Below are 4,490 nucleotides of genomic sequence, written 5' to 3'. Positions count from 1 at the left end.
CGGCCGGGCGGCGGTGGTCAACTGGCGCCGCCGGCACCCCGACTTCCCCGCCCCCGCCGGCGGCAGCGACGTGCACCCGGGGTGAGGGTGCGCAAGGCGTGCCAGTCGACGGACGGGCGGGTGAGGGGCAGAAGGGCGACGTCCTGGCCGGAGAACAGCGGGACCGTGGTCCATCCGCCGTGGCGCTTGTAGTCGATGTCGACCGTGGCGGTCGGGGTCACCCAGCCGAGGCGGACGGCCTGGTCGAAGTCGGTGCGGCGGACGCCGCAGCGGTGGGCGGCCTGGTCGGGGCCGAGGGGAACGTGGCGGTCCAGGAGCGCGGGCAGGTCCCGGCGGCGGGCGAGGGCGGCGACCTGATCGGGGTGGACATCAGGGAAGGCCGGCTCCCCGCCGAGGTAGGTCAGCAGCCCGGCGCGGACGAGGTGGCCGATGGCGGAGGCGGTCGACGCGCGGACGGAACCGCCGGGGCTCCCCCAGCGCCTTGGTGAGCCGGTCCGCCGCCCACGACGCACCCGTCGGCACCCCGCAGAGCCGCGCAGACCGCTTCCGCGTCAGCGGCCTCCACGACCGCCTGGGACCACAGCCGCGGGCCCGCGTCGGCAGCCGGGACCAGGCCCGAGGCCGCGGCCCACCGCCACGCAGCGACCGGCACCCGCAAACCGGCGACTGGTGCTCTTAGTCAACCGGGACTGTCCAGCGGGTCATGCTGGACAGGCACCGGTCCGGGGAATGGGCGGCGCGAGCGGTGAACCGGGGCCGCCCGCCCGGGTCAGTGGTGCCACGCGTCACCTTTCACGTTGTGGATCATGCGCTGGAGGACCTTAAGGGTGCGGGCGTACTCCTCGTCCGGAATGCCCTCGTGTACCTGGCGGCGCAACTCCGTCTGCCGCGCCGCCGCGCGGGAATACAGCTCCGCGCCCGACTCGGTCCGCAGCAGGTGCCCGTCCTCGTTCTGAAAGACCAGGCCCCGGGCGACGAGGCTGTCGATGTCACCGGGCAGGTCATCGTCGGGGCCCGGGTAGTAGCTGAGGAATTCGGTCAGTTCCGCGCGGCCCCAGCCCTTCGGGCGCTCGCTGAGGTGGTGCAGGACCCACCAGGCGGGCTGGGTCAGGCTGAGGGCGCCGAGCGCGGTCCGGATGCTCTTGACGACGGCCTGGCCGGCCGCGTTGGCCCAGTATCCGATGGGCTGGGCGATGAGGCCAGCGTCGTCGTGGGAGGGGGCGAAGGGGGCTGAGGTGCTGCTCGAAGTGGTCATGAGAAGAACATAGAAACTCAACTTAAGTTGAGGTCAAGCGCCTTGGGGGGACGAGTCGGGCCGGACGGTCGACGGGCGGACTTGTCAGGTCGCTCATGTTCGGAGCCAGATAGAGAGGGCTGCGGCTGTTGCGGTGCCGAGGAAGACGTAACCGCGCTTGCCGTATCTGGTCGGGGCGGCTCGCTGTTGCTTGAGCCGGTTGATCGCTCGTTCGACGGTGTTGCGACTTGTAGCGCCGGCAGGGGTCCGCGTGCACGAACGGACGCCGGCCGGTGGGCGCACACCTCGGCAGCGGCCGCCGCAGCGTGGGTTCTGCAGCGGCCGTCGAGACCGGGACGGACGGACTGCTGCCCGTTCAGGACCGGCCGGGGTCATCACGGTCAGTTGAAGACGACCGACCGAAACTTGAACCGGGAGCGCACGGAAGGCTCATAGGTTCGGTCAGCCGGTCCCGGAACCATGGACGGCCTGATCTCAGAGTTCCAGCCCCGCGCGGAGGAGTTCGCGTACGGCCGCGGTCTCCTCGTCCGTCCAGGCCTCCTTGCCAGCGGTCGGTTCGAGCGCTTCGCCACCGAAGATCTTCTCGTAGGCACTGTCGTGGATCGGTCCTTGGGAAGGGAGGGACGGGCCGGTCTTCAGACTGAGGGAGAGGTCTTCGAGGAAGTTCCATGCTTCTAGCAGCACTCCTGCCGTGACCAAGTCATGGTCGGGATGCTCGACCCACTGCCGTACGACGTCCAGATCGAGAGCGGCTTCGCCATCCCAGACAAGCTCCCACCCGCCGCGATCGCAGTATTCCCGCAGCGTCTTGCGGTCGTGGAACGCAGGGAGCCGTCCGAGGTCGTCAACGATGAGCTGATCAGGGGCTTCGCCCTCCCCAGACCGCCAGAACAGCGTCAGGTCCCCCTCCCCGTCGCGATTCGGCACGGATAGTAGTCAGCCATTGGGCTTCAGCTCGCTCTCAGGTAGGCGCCGGCAGGCCCCGCGACCCGGTGACCGTACCGCGCGTTCAGCTCGTCGATCACCGGCTCCAGCCGCAGCCGCGCCTCCCGCGCGTCGTCGCGGGACATCTGCGTGCCCGGCCCCTCCTCGGCCGGGCGAAGGTCTTCGGCAGCGAGGGTGAGACGGCGGATCCGGGCCCGCTGGAAAGCCATCGCGTCCAGGGCGCCGACGGTGTGGAGCCCGTACCGCTGGAGCTGGCCGGCCTGGGCAGGGCCGATGCCGTGCAGCCCCTGGATCGGCAGGGGTGCGAGGAAGTGTTCGACCGCGCGGTGGTCGGGCAGGTGGAGCACCCCGGACCGGCCGGTGCGGGCGGACGCGGTGGCGGCGGTCGCCAAGTGGTCGGCGACGCCGATGTGGGTGTCGATGCCGGTCTGCACGAGCGTTCGTACCCGGAAGCGGGCCGCGAGCTCGCCGGCGTCCACACCGAACAGGCACAGCGATCCCTTGACCTGCGCGAGCGCGGCGAGCGGCGGGAGCGGCTGAACCTGCGGGGTGAAGCCGGCCAGGAGGTCCAGGACATGGCGGCAGTCCTCGGGGGACGTGTCCGGGCGGCAGCGGGGCCGCCTTCCTGCCAGTAGCGGATCGTCGCGGTCGCGCGGTGGCCGCGGGTGCCCGCTGACGACGGCGCCCTCCGTATGGCTCTCTCAGGTTCGTCCCGCGCCTATCGACTCGGCACTGTGAAGAAATGGCGGACCTATCAGGAGGAGAGGGCAGCCCTGAGCACAAGCACGTGCCCCGGGTTCTCATCATCACTGGCGCGGTCATCACGATCCTGGCGAGCGTCGCCGGCCTGCTCACCACCGGGGTAGCGACGTTCTACAGCGCCAGCATCGCAAGAGCACAGCTCAGGCAGTCGCAGGAGGCCGCGGAAGAGAAGAGACGTGAGCACGCCGCACGGGTCTCGTACTGGGTCGATGTCCGGGCTGACGGCACACCACGCCTCCATCTGACGAACAGGTCACCCGACCCGATCTCCAACGCCACCATGCTCTTCGATACCAATCACCCGGGCATTGTCGACGAGCACAGGCCCGCAACCTGGCAGGTGATCTTCATCGTCAAAGTGCCGAGTGTGCCACCGTGCTCCGACCTGGTCTTCACCTCGAAAGAAATGCGATTCGGAGCGAACGAGAGCGTGACTCACCCGGCGGACGGGCATCCCCTTCCCGACCCGCTCGGCGCCCAATGGCGGGCGTATGGCGCACCACCGAACATCACCACCAGATGGGTGACGTATACCGATCGCGACGGAACACTGTGGCAGCGCGACGGCTCAGGCCTTCTCACCCAGCCCACCGCGCTGGACTTCACCACCGAGCCCGGAATGCCAGGCGCCGTACAGGCCGTACAACCGCAGTCCCTGAAAGGCTGCTCAGGCGATGGCGGCCTGTTCCCATGACGCAGCGGTGAGGGCCGAGGACGGAGCCATGGTCGGCGCTCCGGGCGGGTGATGAGCAGCAGCCGGGGGCCGATCGGCGGGTGGAGGCGGGGTCCGGTGTGGCACCGCGGCGTCGGCCCCGACGCAGACGCTGCCAGCCAGTGCGTCAGGCAGGACCGCAGCCGGGTGCCGGCTCGGCGTCCGTCATCCAGGGTTCGTCCGGGTAGACGAGGAGGTCTGAGCGATCGAGCTGAGTCCCCTTCTCTCCTGTGGACGTTGTCCACGTGCTGGCCGAAAGGATGCCTTTTCGGTCGATGGACCAGGTGCGGCCCGCAGGGTCCTGGAACTTGAGTTGAAGGCCCGCCAGGTCGGACGCGGAGAGGGACAGGTCGGGAAGCTTCCTGTTCATCTCAGCGATCAGCGACCGATAGGTGATCCAGACCTGCTCGCAGGGCTCTGGGCCCAGCAGGTCCCACCACACCTGTTTCGAGGGGAGCACGAGACGCATGGGCATGAAATGCGTGCTGCCGTTCGCAACCGCCGCCTGGTCGCCTGTCCGGTAGAAGCCGACTTCGTTCGCGTATCGCCGCTCCCGGTCCTCTGCCCGGTCCTGCACCCGGTCGACCGCTTGCACAGTTTCCCTGGCATCGCTCCGGAACGTCAGGTACAGGGTGACGCCGGCGACGATCAGCGTCAGGAGAGCTATCAGAGCCCCAGCAATGGCGAGGGCTGAACCGGAAGGTGCAGGTGCCTCCGCGGATGGTGTGCCGGCCTCGTCGGCGGCTGGAGAGGGGCTAGGGCCCTCTTCAGCGTGGGGAGAGGTTGGGGAGTCTTCACCTGTGGCAGGGGGCGGGC

6 protein-coding genes are annotated in these 4,490 nt (G+C 69.4%); 1 reads left to right on the top strand and 5 read right to left on the bottom strand.

All coding sequences use genetic code 11. From position 1 onward, the window contains the following. Positions 1 to 17: 17 nt before the first annotated feature. The 4 genes from EAO70_RS37320 to EAO70_RS37300 form a co-directional block, all read right to left on the bottom strand. On the bottom strand, positions 18 to 512 hold the full coding sequence (locus EAO70_RS37320) for a hypothetical protein (protein ID WP_148007195.1): 495 nt from the start codon (positions 510 to 512) through the stop codon (positions 18 to 20). A gap of 257 nt (positions 513 to 769) precedes the next feature. Next, entirely contained in the window at positions 770 to 1,255 is a 486-nt protein-coding gene (locus EAO70_RS37315) for a MarR family winged helix-turn-helix transcriptional regulator (RefSeq protein WP_148007194.1), read from the bottom strand. Positions 1,256 to 1,729: 474 nt separating this feature from the next. Next, positions 1,730 to 2,182 (bottom strand): hypothetical protein, encoded by a 453-nt coding sequence (locus tag EAO70_RS37305; RefSeq protein ID WP_261993257.1) that lies wholly within the window; start codon positions 2,180 to 2,182, stop codon positions 1,730 to 1,732. A 23-nt stretch (positions 2,183 to 2,205) separates the two neighbouring features. Further along, entirely contained in the window at positions 2,206 to 2,679 is a 474-nt protein-coding gene (locus EAO70_RS37300) for a hypothetical protein (RefSeq protein ID WP_187284222.1), read from the bottom strand. Between the two features lie 263 nt (positions 2,680 to 2,942). Between EAO70_RS37300 and EAO70_RS37295 the strand changes: the two genes are divergently transcribed. Further along, complete coding sequence (locus tag EAO70_RS37295) at positions 2,943 to 3,656, top strand: hypothetical protein (protein ID WP_222723525.1); 714 nt, start codon at positions 2,943 to 2,945, stop codon at positions 3,654 to 3,656. A 145-nt stretch (positions 3,657 to 3,801) separates the two neighbouring features. Here the strand turns inward: EAO70_RS37295 and EAO70_RS37290 are convergent. Next, the coding region (locus EAO70_RS37290) for a hypothetical protein (protein ID WP_222723524.1) at positions 3,802 to 4,490 on the bottom strand (689 nt) is incomplete at its 5' end.

It is taken from the genome of Streptomyces sp. adm13(2018) (assembly GCF_008042145.1).
GTDB lineage: Bacteria > Actinomycetota > Actinomycetes > Streptomycetales > Streptomycetaceae > Streptomyces.
Note: the sequence above shows the minus strand (reverse complement) of the source record. Positions and strands in the feature narration are given on the sequence as shown.

Excerpts from the sequence above, each read along its gene's own strand:
- EAO70_RS37315 (WP_148007194.1), bottom strand. The coding sequence starts at position 1,255 with ATGACCACTTCGAGCAGCACCTCAGCCCCCTTCGCCCCCTCCCACGAC.
- EAO70_RS37295 (WP_222723525.1), top strand. The coding sequence starts at position 2,943 with ATGGCGGACCTATCAGGAGGAGAGGGCAGCCCTGAGCACAAGCACGTG.